At 58.8% G+C, this 15481-nt stretch carries 19 protein-coding genes and 1 pseudogene; 7 read left to right on the top strand and 13 right to left on the bottom strand.

Going from position 1 to position 15481, the window contains the following annotated elements; translation table 11 throughout:
- From ACIPIZ_RS17765 to ACIPIZ_RS17750, 4 genes are all read left to right on the top strand, one after another.
- A partial coding sequence (locus ACIPIZ_RS17765; RefSeq protein ID WP_401166379.1) for an amino acid ABC transporter ATP-binding protein occupies window positions 1-726 on the top strand: 726 nt, incomplete at its 5' end.
- A gap of 223 nt (window positions 727-949) precedes the next feature.
- Entirely contained in the window at window positions 950-1165 is a 216-nt protein-coding gene (locus ACIPIZ_RS17760; RefSeq protein WP_146117533.1) for a hypothetical protein, read from the top strand.
- A 67-nt stretch (window positions 1166-1232) separates the two neighbouring features.
- Window positions 1233-2207 (top strand): ThiF family adenylyltransferase, encoded by a 975-nt coding sequence (locus ACIPIZ_RS17755; protein WP_401166377.1) that lies wholly within the window; start codon window positions 1233-1235, stop codon window positions 2205-2207.
- A 57-nt stretch (window positions 2208-2264) separates the two neighbouring features.
- The gene (locus tag ACIPIZ_RS17750; RefSeq protein ID WP_064388888.1) at window positions 2265-2735 is read left to right on the top strand and encodes an HIT family protein; all 471 of its coding nucleotides are present in this window, start codon (window positions 2265-2267) and stop codon (window positions 2733-2735) included.
- 32 nt (window positions 2736-2767) lie between these two features.
- On the opposite strand, the gene ACIPIZ_RS17745 is transcribed toward ACIPIZ_RS17750, so the two are convergent.
- The 11 genes and pseudogenes from ACIPIZ_RS17745 to ubiE all read right to left on the bottom strand — a co-directional run bounded on the left by ACIPIZ_RS17745 (window position 2768) and on the right by ubiE (window position 10957).
- Window positions 2768-3481: a methyl-accepting chemotaxis protein gene (locus ACIPIZ_RS17745; protein WP_371850961.1), complete on the bottom strand. Its 714-nt coding sequence runs from the start codon at window positions 3479-3481 to the stop codon at window positions 2768-2770.
- A 141-nt stretch (window positions 3482-3622) separates the two neighbouring features.
- Window positions 3623-4567, bottom strand: a pseudogene (locus tag ACIPIZ_RS17740) (methyl-accepting chemotaxis protein); the annotation flags it as partial.
- 319 nt (window positions 4568-4886) lie between these two features.
- Entirely contained in the window at window positions 4887-5594 is a 708-nt protein-coding gene (locus ACIPIZ_RS17735) for a 16S rRNA (uracil(1498)-N(3))-methyltransferase (protein WP_401166374.1), read from the bottom strand.
- Window positions 5591-6382 carry a twin-arginine translocase subunit TatC gene (tatC, locus tag ACIPIZ_RS17730; protein WP_007909342.1) on the bottom strand — a complete coding sequence of 264 codons (792 nt, stop codon included), beginning with the start codon at window positions 6380-6382 and terminating at the stop codon, window positions 5591-5593. The genes ACIPIZ_RS17735 and tatC overlap by 4 nt, the downstream gene beginning before the upstream one ends.
- Window positions 6379-6837, bottom strand: a complete 459-nt coding sequence (gene tatB, locus ACIPIZ_RS17725; protein ID WP_401166371.1) for a Sec-independent protein translocase protein TatB — start codon at window positions 6835-6837, stop codon at window positions 6379-6381. Before tatB ends, tatC begins: the two co-directional genes overlap by 4 nt.
- Before the next feature lie 10 nt (window positions 6838-6847).
- Window positions 6848-7129: a twin-arginine translocase TatA/TatE family subunit gene (locus ACIPIZ_RS17720; RefSeq protein ID WP_003220847.1), complete on the bottom strand. Its 282-nt coding sequence runs from the start codon at window positions 7127-7129 to the stop codon at window positions 6848-6850.
- Between the two features lie 25 nt (window positions 7130-7154).
- Complete coding sequence (locus ACIPIZ_RS17715) at window positions 7155-7487, bottom strand: phosphoribosyl-ATP diphosphatase (RefSeq protein ID WP_003220849.1); 333 nt, start codon at window positions 7485-7487, stop codon at window positions 7155-7157.
- Entirely contained in the window at window positions 7480-7881 is a 402-nt protein-coding gene (gene hisI, locus ACIPIZ_RS17710) for a phosphoribosyl-AMP cyclohydrolase (protein ID WP_007909357.1), read from the bottom strand. Before hisI ends, ACIPIZ_RS17715 begins: the two co-directional genes overlap by 8 nt.
- 81 nt (window positions 7882-7962) lie before the next feature.
- Window positions 7963-9567, bottom strand: coding sequence for a ubiquinone biosynthesis regulatory protein kinase UbiB (gene ubiB / locus ACIPIZ_RS17705; protein WP_401166368.1), 1605 nt, complete (start codon window positions 9565-9567; stop codon window positions 7963-7965).
- On the bottom strand, window positions 9564-10187 hold the full coding sequence (locus tag ACIPIZ_RS17700) for an SCP2 domain-containing protein (RefSeq protein WP_034152973.1): 624 nt from the start codon (window positions 10185-10187) through the stop codon (window positions 9564-9566). Before ACIPIZ_RS17700 ends, ubiB begins: the two co-directional genes overlap by 4 nt.
- Window positions 10187-10957 carry a bifunctional demethylmenaquinone methyltransferase/2-methoxy-6-polyprenyl-1,4-benzoquinol methylase UbiE gene (gene ubiE, locus ACIPIZ_RS17695; protein WP_008080626.1) on the bottom strand — a complete coding sequence of 257 codons (771 nt, stop codon included), beginning with the start codon at window positions 10955-10957 and terminating at the stop codon, window positions 10187-10189. Before ubiE ends, ACIPIZ_RS17700 begins: the two co-directional genes overlap by 1 nt.
- Window positions 10958-11123: 166 nt before the next feature.
- Between ubiE and ACIPIZ_RS17690 the strand changes: the two genes are divergently transcribed.
- The 3 genes from ACIPIZ_RS17690 to ACIPIZ_RS17680 all read left to right on the top strand — a co-directional run bounded on the left by ACIPIZ_RS17690 (window position 11124) and on the right by ACIPIZ_RS17680 (window position 12993).
- On the top strand, window positions 11124-11399 hold the full coding sequence (locus ACIPIZ_RS17690; RefSeq protein ID WP_077570393.1) for a polyhydroxyalkanoic acid system family protein: 276 nt from the start codon (window positions 11124-11126) through the stop codon (window positions 11397-11399).
- Window positions 11400-11633: 234 nt separating this feature from the next.
- A complete protein-coding gene (locus tag ACIPIZ_RS17685) occupies window positions 11634-12056 on the top strand; it encodes a phasin family protein (protein ID WP_053116633.1) in 423 nt (140 codons plus the stop codon).
- A 10-nt stretch (window positions 12057-12066) separates the two neighbouring features.
- The gene (locus ACIPIZ_RS17680; protein WP_122661117.1) at window positions 12067-12993 is read left to right on the top strand and encodes a phasin family protein; all 927 of its coding nucleotides are present in this window, start codon (window positions 12067-12069) and stop codon (window positions 12991-12993) included.
- 146 nt (window positions 12994-13139) lie between these two features.
- Here the strand turns inward: ACIPIZ_RS17680 and ACIPIZ_RS17675 are convergent, their stop codons facing one another.
- Window positions 13140-13760, bottom strand: coding sequence for a TetR/AcrR family transcriptional regulator (locus ACIPIZ_RS17675; RefSeq protein WP_064388882.1), 621 nt, complete (start codon window positions 13758-13760; stop codon window positions 13140-13142).
- A gap of 29 nt (window positions 13761-13789) precedes the next feature.
- The gene (phaC, locus tag ACIPIZ_RS17670; protein WP_064388881.1) at window positions 13790-15472 is read right to left on the bottom strand and encodes a class II poly(R)-hydroxyalkanoic acid synthase; all 1683 of its coding nucleotides are present in this window, start codon (window positions 15470-15472) and stop codon (window positions 13790-13792) included.
- Between the last annotated feature and the right edge of the window lie 9 nt (window positions 15473-15481).

The raw sequence follows: 15481 nt of genomic DNA, 5'->3' as shown, positions 1-15481 counted from the left end.
GTCCGCGATCTGGTAAAAGTCTTCGACACCCGTGGGCAAGTGGTGCGCGCGGTGGATAACGTCAGCACCACGGTGGCCAAGGGTGAAGTGCTGGTGGTGATCGGCCCGTCGGGTTCCGGCAAGTCGACCTTCCTGCGTTGCCTCAATGGCCTGGAGGAATTTGACTCGGGCTCGGTGAGCATCGACGGACTGCAACTGGCCGACCCGAAAACCGACGTCAACGCCTACCGCCGCGAAGTCGGCATGGTCTTTCAGCATTTCAACCTGTTCCCGCACATGACCGTGCTGGAAAACCTCTGTCTGGCGCAGAAAGTCGTGCGCAAGCGCGGCAAGAAAGAGCGCGAAGCCAAGGCCATGGAATTGTTGAAAAAGGTTGGTATCGCACAGAAGGCCAACGAATTTCCGTCGCGCCTGTCCGGCGGTCAGCAGCAGCGCGTGGCGATTGCCCGGGCGCTGGCGATGGAACCGAAGGTGATGTTGTTCGATGAGCCGACTTCGGCCCTCGACCCGGAAATGGTCGGCGAAGTGCTGGACGTGATGAAGAACCTGGCCGTGGAAGGCATGACCATGGTTTGCGTGACCCACGAGATGGGCTTTGCCCGGGAAGTGGCGGATCGGGTGTTGTTTTTCGATCACGGCAAACTGCTGGAAGATGCGGCGCCGGCAGAGTTCTTTGATGCGCCGAAAGATCCGCGTGCCCAGGCCTTCCTGCGTCAGGTTCTCTAGTTCTAATCAAACCCGATTGCAGTCTTCGCGAGTCTCTGAGGCATAGGCAAATAATCAAAGAGAGAAGCGAAGCTGCAGTTGCGGTTGCACAGATCTGGTTTGAGTATTTATTTTTTTAAATAACGAAAAGCCTAAATCCTCGCTGCTCAGTCGCGTCCATTGAGGGCGTATCAAGAAGTTGCGCGTACCCTCAATAAACTAAAGTTGCTGAGTATTTAATCTTATGGAAAAGAAATCTCTGGGTCTTGTCGCATTGCTGGCGAGTGTGGCGGCCATGTCTGCAACTGTGCAAGCTGATGAAGTAAAACCTGCCAATCCGTTCGTGGCCGAGCACCAGATTCAACCCGGCAATAAGGTAGTGGCTTTTGGTCAACTTCCTTGTACTGCTCAAGAACTGGCTTACATGCGCAAGCATGGGTTCACACCACTGTGTAATTAAAGTTTAAATTTGCACTTTTAAAGTAATGGCCTCGTCCTTCGGGACGGGGTTCAAGCGTGGGTGGGATATGGAAAATCAGGACGATTTTTTTGCCGGCGAGGGTTACATGGGCGTCGTTGCTCCCTCAACGCTCTATGGCGTATATGAAGGTGGAATGTATATAAGTGGGCCTCGCGGCGTCGTGCAACTGGCAGGGCAGGGGGAAACCGCGATGTTCGAAGCGCTGCACGCCGCGGGGTCGTTGATACCAGGCAGTGATCAAGCCATGCAGGGCGTACGGCAGTTGCTTGAAAATCCACGCACAAGCCGGACAGTCAGTTATCTGCTCTGTGGCGCAAGTTCCTGTGAGGATGTCATGGAGGACGTGGCCGCATTGAAACGCGCCAGAGTCCTGCTCTTTGGTTGTGGCGGGATTGGCAGCACTGCCAGTCTGTTGCTGGCGGGTAGCGGCATTGGTCATCTCACCGTCACCGATGGCGATCGCATCGAAGAAAGTAATCTCAACCGGCAATTATTCTGGCGCAGAAGCGACGTCGGTGCATTTAAGGTTGATGTGCTGCGGGAGATACTGGAAGAAAAATTTCCAGATGTCGACGTTACAGCGCTCAAGCGCAGCCTTGCTCTGGATGACGTTCGTGATCTGATCAAGCAAGGTTATGACGCGGTTGTCGTGACCGCTGACGAGCCGGCTACGCTGGCTGCACAGTGCAAACAACTGGCCGATGAGTACAAGATTCCGGTCGTCAGCGCGGGCTATCTGCACCGCATGTGCATGACCAATTTCTACACGGGTGAAGCGTCGCAGGTCGCCGAATCAGAGAGCCCTGACTGTGCTCCGTCAGTGCAGCGACCATTCGATTGGCAACGGTTACCCAAAGGCGTCATGCCCAGCTACGGCCCGAGCAATTTCAGTCTGGCGTCGATGCTGGCCTCGTCAGTCATCGCTGCACTGGCGTGCAGGACGCTAGGAGGTGTTGAGCAACATAGTATCGTCTGGGATGCAAACAGCTCGCCCTTGAAGTTCAATACATTGCTGGGCTAACAGGCCAGTCGGTATTCAATTGTTGCAGGTCCATCAGTTTGAACGGTGCATATTCATATGGATTGTATTTTTTGCAAAATGATCAGCGGCGATGCGCCTATGCATTTGATTTGGGAGGACGATGCCCACCTTGCGTTTTTGTCTATTTATCCCAATACGCCCGGCTTTTCAGTGGTTGTTCCGAAGCAGCACTACAGTAGTTATGCTTTTGCTCAATCAGATGAAGTGTTGTCCGCGTTGATTGTTGCAGCCAAGAAAGTGGCACTGCTAATCGACAAGACATTTGCTGATGTGGGTAGAACCGGACTTATATTGGAGGGGTATGGCATCGACCACTTACATGCCAAGCTCTTTCCCATGCACGGCACGGGCGACTCCAGTCACTTCAAACCGATCAGCTCGAACATGAACAAGTTCTTCGATCATTACGAAGGCTATATATCGTCACATGATTACAAGGGCGATGTAGCTATGGATTTGGCAGAGATTGCGCGAAGGATTCGTCGCACTGCGGACCTCGAAGGGTAGCAATGGGGCCTGGTGACAGGCCCCACTTGCGTCTAAACCTTGAAGCGCCCCACCAGCATTTGCAGATGCGTCCCCAGACGTGCCAGCTCAACGCTCGACGCCGCGGTCTCTTCGCTCGCCGCCGAGGTCTGATCCGACACGTCCCGCACATTCAGCACGCTACGGTTGATCTCTTCAGCCACTGCGCTCTGCTGCTCGGCGGCCGCTGCGATCTGTTGGTTCATCGCCTGAATTGCCGACACGGTGCGGGTGATGCTCTCCAGCGAACCGCCGGCCCGACGGGTCAGCTCGACGCTGCTGTCGGTCAGGGTGCGGCTGTTGTCCATGATCGTCGCCACTTGCTGGGTGCCATTTTGCAGGCCGACGATCAGCTCTTCGATTTCTTCGGTGGATTTCTGCGTGCGCTGGGCGAGGCTGCGAACTTCATCGGCGACCACGGCAAAACCACGTCCGGCTTCACCGGCGCGCGCAGCTTCGATGGCGGCGTTGAGAGCCAGCAGGTTGGTTTGCTGGGCCACGGATTTGATCACGTCGAGGACGCTGCCGATCTTGTCGCTTTCGCGTTTGAGTTCGCCCATGGCCTCGGTGGAGTGGCCGACTTCAACGGCCAGACGCTCGATCTGTGCGATGGCTTCGCCGACGACCTTGTCGCCTTCGCGGGCCTGCTGGTCAGCGGCAACGGCAGCTTCGGAAGCTTCCTCGGCGTTGCGCGCGACTTCCTGCACGGTGGCGGCCATTTCGTTCATGGCGGTAGCGACCTGATCGGTCTCGATTTTCTGATTGTTGACTCCAGCGCTGGTCTGCTCGGTCACAGCCGAGAGTTCCTCGGCAGCGCTGGCGATCTGAGTAACGCCGTCGCTGATGCCGCCGACCAGTTCACGCAGGCCTTGGGTCATGCTCTGCATCGAGCGTTGCAGTTGGCCCAGTTCATCGCGGCGCAGGGACACCAGATTGTGGGTCAGGTCGCCAGCGGCCACGCGTTCGGCGACTTTCAGGGTCTGGTTGAGCGGGATGATGATCTGGCGAGTGATCGCCCAGGCGGCCAGCAAGCCGAATGCTACGGCCAGTGCGGTGGCGATCAGCAGCAGGTTTTTGGCGCGTGCGGCGTCAGTGTCCCGAACCACGGTCTGTGATTCAGTCAGTTTCTTGCTGACAGCGATCAAAATGTCGCCCTGAGCAGACATGTTGGCCAGTGCTGCAGCGTTTTTTACTTGCGAGTCACGGAATTGAGCCACGGCTGCACGGTAAGCCTTGAGCGAGTCGGTGGCTTGCTGCAGGTTGGCGATATGCTGCTCCGGAACACGGGACGGCAGGCTCTCGAGATTTTTCAGGGCATTGTCGATCGCGGTCAGGGCTGGTTGCTCGGCATCGGCCTTGCCGCTGTAGGTGTAACCGCGCACCTGATATCGCGCTTGCTGCAGCAGTTTGCTCAGTTCGATCACTGCGTTGTATTGCGCGACGCTGTCGCCTTGCAGCAGCGCGCTCTCGACTTCGCCGACCTTGGTCACGGCATTGTCGGCATTGGCGCCTAGCTTGCTGCGTGCGTCTTCACGTTGCACGGTAGCCTGTGTCATTTCGCCGAAGGCACGCTTGTATTCGGCCACGGCAGCCAATTGTTGATCGACCATCGTCACATCGGACGGCTGCTCAATCATGCCGCGTGCCGATTGCAGGCCGCTTTCGAGTTTGCTCAGGAATTCGTTGACTGTGCCCGGGCCTTGTTCGCCGCGACGCATGTCGTAGTCCATGCGCGCCAGACGCAGGTCCTTGGTCAGCTCATTGAGGCTGGAAATAAAACCGAGTTTGTCGCCGCGGCTGATGATGCCGCTCATGCCGGTCCAGCCGGTGAAGGTGATCAACAGTGTCAGTAACAGCACCAGGCCGAAACCGATGCCCAACTTGCGTTTGACGCTGACGTTTCCAAGACTCTCGGCTAACCAACGGTACATGCGACCACTCCCTTCGGACCACTAATTGGACTTATGGAGAAGGTATCGGCCGAATGATGGCAATCTGTAACACCATTTATCCGCCGGACCCGCACGGTATCAATGTAGGAGCTGCCGCAGGCTGCGATCTTTTGATCGTGCTTCTAAAAACAACATAAAAGATCGCAGCCTGCGGCAGCTCCTACAGGGGAGCGGTGTTTGGTTAGAAAAGCCGGGCGAGCAGGGCGGTGACGGCGGTTTCGACGCGCAGGATGCGCTCGCCGAGTTGCACCGGTTGCAGGCCAGACCTGGCCAGCAGATCGATTTCGTAAGGAATCCAGCCACCTTCGGGGCCGATGGCCAGCGTCACCGGTTCGCTGAGCGCGCGCGGGCAGGGTGGGAAGTTACCGGGATGACCGACCAGACCGAGGGTGCCGTCGGTAATCGCCGGCAGCCGGTCTTCAACGAAAGGCTTGAAGCGTTTCTCGATGATGATTTCCGGCAGCACGGTGTCGCGCGCCTGTTCGAGGCCGAGGATCAGTTGCTCACGAATCGCTGCAGGCTCAAGAAACGGCGTCTGCCAGAAACTCTTCTCGACACGGTAGCTGTTGACCAGAATTACCTTGGGCACGCCCATGGTTGCCACGGTCTGAAATACCCGGCGGAGCATTTTCGGACGGGGCAGCGCCAGCACCAGCGTCAGAGGCAGTTTGGCCGGTGGCGGCTGATCGAGGCTGACACGCAGCTCCGCTTCACCCGCTTCCAGACGCAGCAACTCAGCAGAACCCATCAGGCCGTTGATGCGCCCGACGCGCAGGCGGTCACCGACTTCCGAACGGTGAACTTCCTGCATGTGCGTCAGGCGTCGATCACGCAGCACCACGCGGTCGGCCGCAATGAAATCGGCCTCTTCGAGCAACAGCAGGTTCATGCCTGGGTCGCTGGCGGCTGGTCGTTGTGGTCGTCGGCCGGGTTCTCGTCCGGGCGTTCGCGTTTGCTGATCAAGCCACCGAACAGAATGCCGATTTCAAACAGCATCCACATCGGCACGGCCAGCAGGGTTTGCGAGAAGATGTCCGGCGGCGTCAGGATCATGCCGACCACGAAGCAGCCGATGATCACGTACGGGCGGATTTTCTTCAGGTAGGCGACGTCGACTACGCCGATCCACACCAGCAGCACCACGGCCACCGGGATCTCGAACGCGACGCCGAAGGCGAAGAACAGCGTCATGACGAAATCGAGGTAACTGGCGATGTCGGTCATCATTTCCACGCCGGCCGGGGTGGCGGCGGCGAAGAACTTGAAGATCAGCGGGAACACGAAGTAATAGGCAAACGCCATGCCGGTGTAGAACAGCAAAATGCTCGACACCAGCAGCGGCACCGCGATGCGCTTCTCATGCTTGTACAGGCCCGGCGCAATAAAGCCCCAGATCTGATGCAGGATCACCGGAATCGCGAGGAACAGCGAGACCATCATGGTCAGCTTCAGCGGCGTCAGGAACGGCGACGACACGTCGGTGGCGATCATCGTCGCGCCGACCGGCAGGTACTGGCGCAGCGGCGTCGAGACGAAGGTGTAGATCTGCTGGGTGAAGGCGAACAGCCCGGCGAAGATGATGAAGATCGCCGCCACACAACGCAGCAGACGGGTGCGCAACTCGGTGAGGTGCGAAACCAGCGGCATGTGCTGGTCGTTTTCGGGGAGATCGCTCATGGGGCTCGCGGCGGCAAAGTGGTGTCGTGAGGCGCAGGTGTGATCGGCGCGGCGGTTGGCGCAACGTGTTCAACAGATTGTTCCACAGCGGCTGGCGCCGGCTCTGTCGGTGCTACAACGGCAGCGGGTGCCGGTGCAGGCGTAACAGGCGCGGTTGGCGCATGAATCGTCTGCTGACCTACATGCTCAACTGGCGTCGGCTCTTGCTGAACCGGGTTGAAAATCTTCCGCGCCTCTTGCTCCAGCGACAGAATGTGCTCGTTGTGCAGTTGCCGACGAATCTCGTCGGCACCGATTTCACGTTCAACTTCCTGTTTGATCGCGTTGAAGCTGCGCTTCAGCCGCCCAACCCACAGGCCGGCGGTGCGTGCAGCGCCCGGCAGACGCTCGGGGCCCAGCACCAGCAGAGCGACGTGGCCGACGAGCAGCTGTTCAGTGAAGGTGATACCAAACATTAGTCAGTGCTCACACGTCTTTGCGGATCGGCTCTTCGACTTTCTGCGCCTGCACGTCGATGGTGTGCGGCGGATTGGCCTGAGCGGTGGCTTGCGGCTGCACCGGTGGCACCGGCTGCGCAGGCGTCACGGTTGGATCAGCGGCAGGCTTCTCGTCGTCGTTCATGGCTTTACGGAAGCCCTTGATCGACTCGCCAACGTCGGTGCCGAGGTTTTTCAGTTTCTTGGTGCCGAACACCAGCACCACGACAACCAGAATGACGATCCAGTGTTTCCAGTCAAAAATGCCCATGTTGCTGTTCCTCTCGAAAAATTGTTCAGGCGGACGGACGCGAGGCTTTCTCGACGTGTCCGGACAGGCCGAAGCGGCGATCCAGTTCATCCAGCACAGCCTGTGGATGCTGCCCCAGTTGGGCGAGCATGACCATGCTGTGGAACCACAGGTCAGCGGTCTCGTAGATCACGTCGCTGCAGTCGCCGCTGATGGCGGCGTCCTTGGCGGCAATAATGGTTTCGACCGACTCTTCGCCGACTTTCTCCAGAATCTTGTTCAAACCCTTGTGATACAGACTAGCCACATACGAGCTGTCGGCGGCTGCGCCTTTACGCTCTTCAAGTACCTGAGCGAGGCGGGTCAGGGTGTCACTCATGTTTGTGTCCTGCGGAATAAATGGCGTGCGGGTCTTTGAGAACCGGATCGACTGTTTTCCAGTCGCCGTTTTCGAAGACACGATAAAAGCAGCTTTGACGGCCGGTATGGCAAGCGATGTCGCCGATCTGTTCAACCATCAGGATGATCACGTCGGCGTCGCAGTCCAGACGCATTTCATGCAAGGTCTGTACATGGCCGGACTCTTCGCCCTTGCGCCACAGCTTGCCACGGGAACGTGACCAGTAGATTGCACGGTTTTCCGCAGCGGTCAGTTCGAGCGCTTCGCGGTTCATCCAGGCCATCATCAGCACGCGTCCGGTCTTGTGATCCTGGGCAATCGCCGGCACCAGGCCATCAGCGTCCCACTTGATCTCGTCCAGCCAGTTTTTCATCTTCGACTCCGACAGCGAACCCCACACTTCAATAGTCGGGTTCAGGCATTGAAACAGTGTGCCAGCCGATCACGAAACTGGCTATCGGCGAACGACCAGATACAAGCCCACGGCCACCATGATTCCGGCCGGCCAATGCCCCAATTCGTGCAACGGACCACCGAGGGCGAGGATCACCCCGCCGGCCAGATGCGCGCAACCGAGCAGGCGCAGGAACCAGTCATCCTTGCGTTTATGCCACGGTGGCGGCGGATCGTAGGCGTGCGGCTGGGACATGCGTTCGAGCAGATCGCGGGCCATATTCGCCAGGTGCGGCAGTTGCTCGAACTGGCTCTGCACGTTGCCGAGCAAGGCTTTCGGGCTGACGCGTTCGCGCATCCAGCGTTCGAGAAACGGCTGCGCGGTGTTCCACAGATCCAGATCCGGGTACAGCTGACGGCCGAGGCCTTCGATGTTCAGCAGGGTCTTTTGCAGCAGCACCAGTTGCGGCTGCACTTCCATGTTGAAGCGCCGCGCAGTCTGGAACAGGCGCATCAGCACCTGGCCAAATGAAATATCTTTTAACGGTTTTTCGAAGATCGGTTCGCACACGGTGCGGATCGCCGCTTCGAATTCGTTGAGTTTGGTTTCCGCCGGCACCCAACCCGAATCGATGTGCAATTGCGCCACGCGGCGGTAGTCACGCTTGAAGAAGGCGAACAGGTTGCGGGCTAGATAATCCTGATCTTCCGGGGTCAGGCTGCCGACGATGCCGCAGTCGATCGCGATGTACTGCGGGCTCCACGGATTGACGGTACTGACGAAAATGTTGCCGGGGTGCATGTCGGCGTGGAAGAAACTGTCGCGGAACACTTGGGTGAAGAAAATCTCCACACCGCGTTCGGCGAGCATTTTCATGTCGGTGCGCTGGTCGGCGAGGGTCGCCAGATCCGTCACCTGAATGCCGTAGATGCGCTCCATCACCAGCACTTTCGGCCGGCACCAGTCCCAATACACTTGCGGCACGTAGAGCAGCGGCGAACCTTCGAAGTTGCGCTTCAACTGGCTGGCGTTGGCCGCCTCGCGCAGCAGATCCAATTCGTCGTAGATGGTTTTTTCGTAGTCCTGGACCACATCGACCGGGTGCAGCAGACGCGCGTCGGCCGAGAGCTTTTCAGCGGTGCGGGCGAGGATGAACAGCCACGCCAGATCCTGAGCGATCACCGCTTTCAAACCAGGGCGGATCACCTTGACCACGACTTCTTCGCCGGTTTTCAGCTGCGCGGCGTGCACCTGCGCCACCGATGCCGAGGCCAGCGGTTCGACGTCGAAACGGCTGAACACTTCACTGATTTTTTTACCCAACTGTTCTTCGATCAGTTTGATCGACAGTTGCGAATCGAATGGCGGCACGCGGTCCTGCAACAACATCAGCTCATCGGCGATGTCTTCCGGCAGCAGGTCGCGGCGAGTCGAAAGAATCTGCCCGAACTTGATGAAGATCGGCCCGAGATCCTGCAACGCCAGACGCAAACGCGCACCCCGGCTCAGCTCCAGCGGCTTGCGCGGGAACCAGCGCCACGGCAGCACATAGCGCAGCGCCAGGAGAAACCAGGGCAGCGGCAGATCGAACAGCAGATCATCGAGGCGGTAGCGGATCACGACGCGCTGGATGCGCAACAAACGGCGGACGGCAAGCAGCTTCATGCGTTATCGCTTGGGTCGAGGGATCGGGAAAGGCGCTCGAAACGCGCCTCGAGACGTTCCAGATCAAGTTTGATCCGGTCCAGTTCGCTGAACCGTGCTTCGGCTTCGCGCTGCCCGACGAGGGTGCGCGATTCTTCGGCGAGGTATTCGGCGAGATTCTGGTTGAGGCTGGCAAATCCTTGTTGATACCAGCGTGCGCGACTGCGCAGATGGCCACCGACCAGCTGCGTGGCGACCGGACCGAGCCAGCGCGAGAGTTCGTACTCCCAGTCCAGCTCAAGATCCTGCAGCACGCCGGCCAGCTCCAGCAGCACGCCGCTGTCGCCATCAAGCTCGACTTCCGGGGCGTGCAGCACCGCAGTCTTGTCTTTGCTCACGGCCAGTTTGATCAGGCTGGAGGCCGGCGCGCGCAGGGTGCAGTCGACAGCGGTTTCCCAGTGCGAGGCCAGCATCAGACCTTCGTCGCTCGGCAAGATGAACAGTTGCAGCGCCGGGCTGCGGCAGTCGACGGCAATCACCTTGCCGGTCAAATGCGCCAGCCGCGGCAGCGCCGTGCTGTCGAGACGCAGCACCCGGTTGAGGCCGAGTTCAACGCTGGCGAGCAGCCCGGTGAGCAACATCAGGGCTTGATGCCACGGTGCAGGGCGACGATGCCTGCGGTCATGTTGTGATAAGTCACGCGGTCGAAACCGGCGTCGACCATCATCGACTTCAGGGTTTCCTGATTCGGGTGCATGCGGATCGATTCGGCCAGGTAGCGATAGCTTTCCGAGTCGTTGGTGATCAGCTTGCCCATCAGCGGCATGAAGGCGAACGAGTAAGCGTCGTAGGCTTTCGACATCAGCGCGTTGGTCGGCTTGGAGAATTCCAGCACCAGCAGACGCCCGCCCGGCTTGAGCACGCGCAGCATCGAACGCAGGGCGTCTTCTTTGTGCGTCACGTTGCGCAGGCCGAAGGCGATGGTCACGCAGTCGAAGTGGTTGTCCGGGAACGGCAGTTTTTCCGCGTCCGCCTGAACGAATTCGACGTTGCCGGCGACACCCAGATCCAGCAGGCGGTCACGGCCGACCTTGAGCATCGATTCGTTGATGTCGGCCAATACCACCTGACCGGTAGGGCCAACCAGATGCGAGAACTTTTTGGTCAGGTCACCGGTACCACCGGCAATGTCCAGCACGCGGTTACCGCTGCGCACGCCCGACAGTTCGATCGCGAAACGCTTCCACAGACGGTGCATGCCGCCCGACAGAAGGTCGTTCATCAGGTCGTACTTGGCGGCTACCGAGTGGAAAACCTCAGCGACTTTTTCCGCTTTCTGGCTTTCCGGAACGTTTTTGAAGCCGAAGTGAGTGGTGGGTTCGGCATCGCTGCCTTTGCGCTGATCAGTCATATCGCTGTCACCAAAAGAGAATGCGCGACATTCTAATCCCCAAGCCATGCTTTGTCTTGGAATGGCTAAAGGTAAGATGGGCAACCTTCGGGACGATTTGCCGCAGCGGCGGTCAAGATTTACCGACACATCTTTTTCGCCCCATTCAAAAAGCAGGAGTCAATCAATGGCCAAAATCACTGTTGAGCGTGCCCACAACCTGGGCAAGGAAGCCGCCCGCGAGAAGGCCGACAAGCTGGCGCAGAAACTCTCCGAGCAATATGGCCTGGAGCCGCAATGGTCGGGTGACACCCTGAATCTCAAGCGCTCGGGTGTGAAAGGTGCGGTGCATGTGGCGGACGATTCGATCAAGGTCGACGTTGAGCTGGGCATCATGATGTCGGCCATGAGCGGCATGATCAAAGCCGAAATCGAAAAAGCCCTCGACAAAGCTTTGGTCTGAAACACGATCCCCTGTAGGAGTGAGCCTGCTCGCGATAGCGGTCTGTCAGTCGACATCATTTTTTGACTGATACACCGCTATCGCGAGCAGGCTCACTCCTACATTTATTTTGTGGTGCACCCGAGCTTTTATGTCAGTTGTTAGGGTGCCGTTTCTAATTTTTCTGCCTACTTTGTGCCTGAGCCCGACACTTTCGCGGGCAGTTCCTCAAACCTTCTGCGCGTGAGGTGCACCATGGCCAAAGTTATTTTGAAGAAAAAAATCGACGCTTCGACAACTGCTCTGAGCGACGTCAAATCCTATGCCCGCAAGATCTGGCTGGCAGGCCTGGGTGCCTACGCCAAGGTCGGCCAAGAGGGCAGTGACTACTTTCAAGAGCTGATCAAAGCCGGTCAAACTGTTGAAAAGAAAGGCAAAAAAGTCGTCACCGAAAAACTCGAAGCGGCCAACGCCGAGATCGATGAAGCCAAGGGTGAAGTGAGTTCATTCAAAGGTCGCGTCGAGGTTCAGCTCGACAAGGTCGAGAAGGCGTTCGACTCCCGTGTAGCAAGCGCCTTGAATCGTATCGGCATTCCGTCTAAACATGACGTTGAGACACTCTCTGCTAAGCTCGATGAGCTGACGGCATTGCTCGAACGCGTCGCGCGTAAATCTTAAGGAGAACGGGATGGCTGGCAAAAAGACTACTGATAAAAAAGATAGCAGCTCGTGGGTCGGGAAGGTCGAATCCTACTCCCGCAAAATCTGGCTGGCTGGTTTAGGCGTGTACTCGAAGATCGACACTGACGGCAGCAAGCTCTTCGATACATTGGTCAAAGACGGCGAGAAAGCCGAGAAGCTCACCAAGTCTGCAGTCGGCAAAAAAGTCGATGCAGCGAAGGACTCCGCTTCCTCGGCGAAGTCGCGCATCAGCGGCGTGAAAGATCGTGCACTGGGCAAGTGGGATGAGCTGGAAGGGGCTTTCGACAAGCGCCTGAACAGCGCGATCTCGCGCCTGGGCGTACCGAGCCGCAATGAGGTCAAGGCACTTAACAGCAAGGTCGACACACTGACCAGGCAGATCGAAAAACTCACCGGTCTGAAGGCTCAGCCTGTGGCGGCGAAACCCGCGGCAGCAAAACCGGCAGCGAAAACCGCAGCGGCCAAACCAGCGGCAAAATCCGCTGCCAAGCCATTGGCTAAAGCTGCCGCTAAACCCGCGGCAAAAGCAGCGGCCAAGCCTGCAGCCAAAACCGCTGCCGCCAAGCCAGCAGCCAAAGCAGCCGCCAAACCGGTTGCCGCCAAAGCCGCAGCCAAAGCCGCAGCAAAACCTGCGGCCAAAACTGCAGCGAAACCAGCCGCCAAGCCAGCCGCGAAAACCGCTGCCGCCAAACCGGCTGCCAAGCCAGCAGCCAAACCGGCTGCGGCGAAAAAACCGGCAGTGAAAAAACCGGCCGCGCCGAAAGCCGCAGCGCCGAAGCCAGCAGCACCTGCTGCAGCCAAGCCGGCCACCCCGACAGCTCCGGTGAGCGCGTCGAACTCCGCCGCCGCACCGACTCCGGCGGCAACCCCGACTGCTGCATCGACCCCGTCGACGCCAACCAGTCAGTCCTGATTTTTCAGGGCAAAATAAAACGCCCGGCCTGTGAAGGTCGGGCGTTTTTGTTTGAAGATCAAAAGATCGCAGCCTTCGGCAGCTCCTACAGAGGTACACATTCCCCCTGTAGGAGCTGCCGAAGGCTGCGATCTTTTGATTCCGGGTTACTCGTGGTCTTCGAGGTATTGCAGGGCCATGCGTTCGGTCGCGACCTTCACCGGCGGCAGCAAATGCGGCGCCACCAACATCATGATCTGATACACGACCAACCGCACCTCACCCTCACGATCCAGAATCCGCTGATAATCCAGCGAAAACAGCAACGTCATGGTGATCTGCTCCACCAACTGCCCCAACGCCTGCGTATCACTGACCAACTGCCCTCCTGCCTTCAACCGCGCCAACAACGACGCCAGCGTGCGCTTCAGCGCATTGAGCAGATGACGAATCCCCTTGGCCAGCTTCGGCAACCGCCCGGCGAGATTCGACAGGTCCTGGAACAGAAACCGGTACTGCGCCAACCGCTCGACAATCAAGTGCAAAAACAGCCAGTAATCCTCCGGCGCCAGTTCCACATCCGCCGGCGGATCGAGCAGTGGCGCCAGTTCATTCTGAAAGCGTTCGAACAACCCGAGTATCAACGGCTCCTTGCCGTGGAAGTGGTAGTAAAGGTTGCCGGGGCTGATCCCCATTTCGTTGGCCACCTCCATGGTGGAGACGTTCGGCTCGCCCTTTTCGTTGAACAGTTGCAAAGCACATTCGAGAATCCGGTCGCGGGTTTTCATCCAGTCTTCTTAGAAAGTTCGGTTAAGCGTCAGCGCACATGCACGTAAGTACCGGGCGCGGCCTCCATCGGTGGATAGTTCGGGTTGCCGAGGGTAAAGGTGGTTTCGTGTTGTGCGCCGGAGCGCTGCTGAATCCACTCCAGCCACTGCGGCCACCAGCTGCCGTCGACGTGTTTGGCGTCGTAGTACCAGGCGCGCGGGTCGCTGCTCATCTTGCCGTTCTCGACGTACGCGGCTTTCGGGTTGCTCGGCGGGTTGAGAATGCTCTGCACGTGACCGCTGTTGGACAGCACGAAGCGTCGGTCGCCGCCGAGCAGCAGGGTCGAGCGATACACCGCGTCCCACGGCGTGATGTGGTCGTTCATGCCGGCGACGCTGAAGCTGTCGACGGTGACTTTCTGCAAGTCGATCGGCGTGCCACAGACCTCAAGCCCACCCGGATGGGTCAGCGGGTTGTGCTTGAAGAAGTCCAGCAAATCACCGTGGAACGCGGCGGGCAGACGGGTGTTGTCGTTGTTCCAGTAGAGGATGTCGAAGGCCGGCGGCTCTTTGCCCAAGAGGTAGTTGTTGACGAAGTAGCTCCAGATCAAATCGTTGGGGCGCATCCAGGCGAAGACTTTGGCCATGTCGCGACCTTCGAGCACGCCTTTCTGATAGGAGCGACGCTTGGCGGCTTCGAGGGTTTGCTCATCGGCGAACAGCGTGGCCGAGGTTTCGATTTCGCTGTCGAGCAGGCTGACCAGATAGGTCGCGCTGGAGACCCGGCGCAGCTGCCGCTTGGCCTGCAGGTGGCCTTGCAGGGCGGCGATGGTCAGCCCTCCAGCGCAAGCCCCCATCAGATTGACCTCACGGGCGCCGGTGATCGCCCGGCAGATGTTCATCGCTTCTTCCACGGCTTCGACGTAGGTCGACAGGCCCCATTCGCGATGGCGCACATCGGGATTGCGCCAGCTGATCATGAAGGTCTGCAGGCCGTTCTTCAGTGCGTACTGGACGAAGCTGTTCTGCGGGCTGAGGTCGAAAATGTAGTACTTGTTGATTTGCGGCGGCACCACCAGCAGCGGCTTGGCGTACTGCTTTTCGCTCATCGGCTTGTACTGGATCAGCTCAAGCAGCTCATTGCGAAACACCACCGAGCCGGTGGTGGTGGCGACGGTCTTGCCGACCTCGAAAGCCTGTTTGGTCACTTGGCGGGGCAAGCCGTCGTTGTGCAGCAGATCATCGAACAAATGACTGAGGCCGCGCACCAGACTGTGCCCGCCGGAGTTGAACAACTCTTTGACCGCCAGCGGATTGAGCAGCGTGTTTGAGGGCGCCACGGCGTCGTTGAGCAGGGTGAAGGCGAAGTGCGCCCGGGCGCGATCCTCCGGGTTCATGTTGCTTTCGTCGATCCAGCTTTTGACCTGTTTCTGCCAGGCCAGATAAGCCTGCAGGCTACGGCGATAAAACGGATTCAGGCTCCACGCCGGGTCAGCGAAACGACTGTCGTTCGGATTGGTCGGGTGCAGGGTTTCCCCGAGCAGCACGCGACCCAGCTGGCCGCCGAGCTTCAAGGCGTGTTTCGCGCTGTGCACCGGGTTACGCAAACCGTGTGCGGCGACGCTGCGCAGGGTCGAAAGCAAGTCGCGACCGCGCAATCCGGTGATCGCACTCTGTGCGTTGATGAACACGGCGGGGCTGGGCACTCCGCCCGTCGCTGGTTTGTCGCGCATGACTCAACA

Origin of the sequence: Pseudomonas sp. NPDC087690, assembly GCF_044743175.1 — a bacterium.
Classification (GTDB): Bacteria; Pseudomonadota; Gammaproteobacteria; order Pseudomonadales; family Pseudomonadaceae; genus Aquipseudomonas.
Note: the sequence above shows the minus strand (reverse complement) of the source record. Positions and strands in the feature narration are given on the sequence as shown.

What these genes read in the sequence shown, in the direction of transcription:
- hisI (WP_007909357.1), bottom strand. Translation starts at nt 7,881, where the DNA reads ATGAAAAACTGGCTGGACGAGATCAAGTGGGACGCTGATGGCCTGGTG.
- tatC (WP_007909342.1), bottom strand. Translation starts at nt 6,382, where the DNA reads ATGAGCGATCTCCCCGAAAACGACCAGCACATGCCGCTGGTTTCGCAC.
- ubiB (WP_401166368.1), bottom strand. Translation starts at nt 9,567, where the DNA reads ATGAAGCTGCTTGCCGTCCGCCGTTTGTTGCGCATCCAGCGCGTCGTG.
- ubiE (WP_008080626.1), bottom strand. Translation starts at nt 10,957, where the DNA reads ATGACTGATCAGCGCAAAGGCAGCGATGCCGAACCCACCACTCACTTC.
- ACIPIZ_RS17690 (WP_077570393.1), top strand. Translation starts at nt 11,124, where the DNA reads ATGGCCAAAATCACTGTTGAGCGTGCCCACAACCTGGGCAAGGAAGCC.
- ACIPIZ_RS17735 (WP_401166374.1), bottom strand. Translation starts at nt 5,594, where the DNA reads ATGAACCTGCTGTTGCTCGAAGAGGCCGATTTCATTGCGGCCGACCGC.
- phaC (WP_064388881.1), bottom strand. Translation starts at nt 15,472, where the DNA reads ATGCGCGACAAACCAGCGACGGGCGGAGTGCCCAGCCCCGCCGTGTTC.
- ACIPIZ_RS17700 (WP_034152973.1), bottom strand. Translation starts at nt 10,187, where the DNA reads ATGTTGCTCACCGGGCTGCTCGCCAGCGTTGAACTCGGCCTCAACCGG.
- ACIPIZ_RS17715 (WP_003220849.1), bottom strand. Translation starts at nt 7,487, where the DNA reads ATGAGTGACACCCTGACCCGCCTCGCTCAGGTACTTGAAGAGCGTAAA.
- ACIPIZ_RS17680 (WP_122661117.1), top strand. Translation starts at nt 12,067, where the DNA reads ATGGCTGGCAAAAAGACTACTGATAAAAAAGATAGCAGCTCGTGGGTC.
- ACIPIZ_RS17745 (WP_371850961.1), bottom strand. Translation starts at nt 3,481, where the DNA reads ATGAACGAAATGGCCGCCACCGTGCAGGAAGTCGCGCGCAACGCCGAG.
- ACIPIZ_RS17675 (WP_064388882.1), bottom strand. Translation starts at nt 13,760, where the DNA reads ATGAAAACCCGCGACCGGATTCTCGAATGTGCTTTGCAACTGTTCAAC.
- ACIPIZ_RS17750 (WP_064388888.1), top strand. Translation starts at nt 2,265, where the DNA reads ATGGATTGTATTTTTTGCAAAATGATCAGCGGCGATGCGCCTATGCAT.
- ACIPIZ_RS17755 (WP_401166377.1), top strand. Translation starts at nt 1,233, where the DNA reads ATGGAAAATCAGGACGATTTTTTTGCCGGCGAGGGTTACATGGGCGTC.
- ACIPIZ_RS17685 (WP_053116633.1), top strand. Translation starts at nt 11,634, where the DNA reads ATGGCCAAAGTTATTTTGAAGAAAAAAATCGACGCTTCGACAACTGCT.
- ACIPIZ_RS17720 (WP_003220847.1), bottom strand. Translation starts at nt 7,129, where the DNA reads ATGGGCATTTTTGACTGGAAACACTGGATCGTCATTCTGGTTGTCGTG.
- ACIPIZ_RS17760 (WP_146117533.1), top strand. Translation starts at nt 950, where the DNA reads ATGGAAAAGAAATCTCTGGGTCTTGTCGCATTGCTGGCGAGTGTGGCG.
- tatB (WP_401166371.1), bottom strand. Translation starts at nt 6,837, where the DNA reads ATGTTTGGTATCACCTTCACTGAACAGCTGCTCGTCGGCCACGTCGCT.